This window comes from Bacillus sp. REN3 (assembly GCF_017912555.1).
GTDB lineage: Bacteria > Bacillota > Bacilli > Bacillales > Cytobacillaceae > Mesobacillus.
Genome location: NZ_JAERSD010000084.1, coordinates 1 through 268, shown reverse-complemented (window position 1 = coordinate 268; position 268 = coordinate 1). Strand labels below are relative to the sequence as shown.

At 57.1% G+C, this 268-nt stretch carries 2 tRNA genes; both read left to right on the top strand.

From position 1 onward, the window contains the following. The first annotated feature begins 88 nt into the window (after nucleotides 1–88). A tRNA-Ser gene (locus JJQ88_RS21090) sits at nucleotides 89–179 on the top strand. Nucleotides 180–194: 15 nt separating this feature from the next. Continuing rightward, nucleotides 195–266: transfer RNA gene (locus JJQ88_RS21085), tRNA-Glu, on the top strand. Nucleotides 267–268: the final 2 nt, after the last annotated feature.

Below are 268 nucleotides of genomic sequence, written 5' to 3'. Positions count from 1 at the left end.
CGCAGTAGCTCAGTGGTAGAGCACTCGGCTGTTAACCGAGCGGTCGTAGGTTCGAATCCTACCTGCGGAGCCATTTATTTCTAGGTGTGGGGAAGTACTCAAGAGGCTGAAGAGGCGCCCCTGCTAAGGGCGTAGGTCGCGTAAGCGGCGCGAGGGTTCAAATCCCTCCTTCTCCGCCAGACAATCTTTAAAATGGCCCCTTGGTCAAGCGGTTAAGACACCGCCCTTTCACGGCGGTAACACGGGTTCGAATCCCGTAGGGGTCACC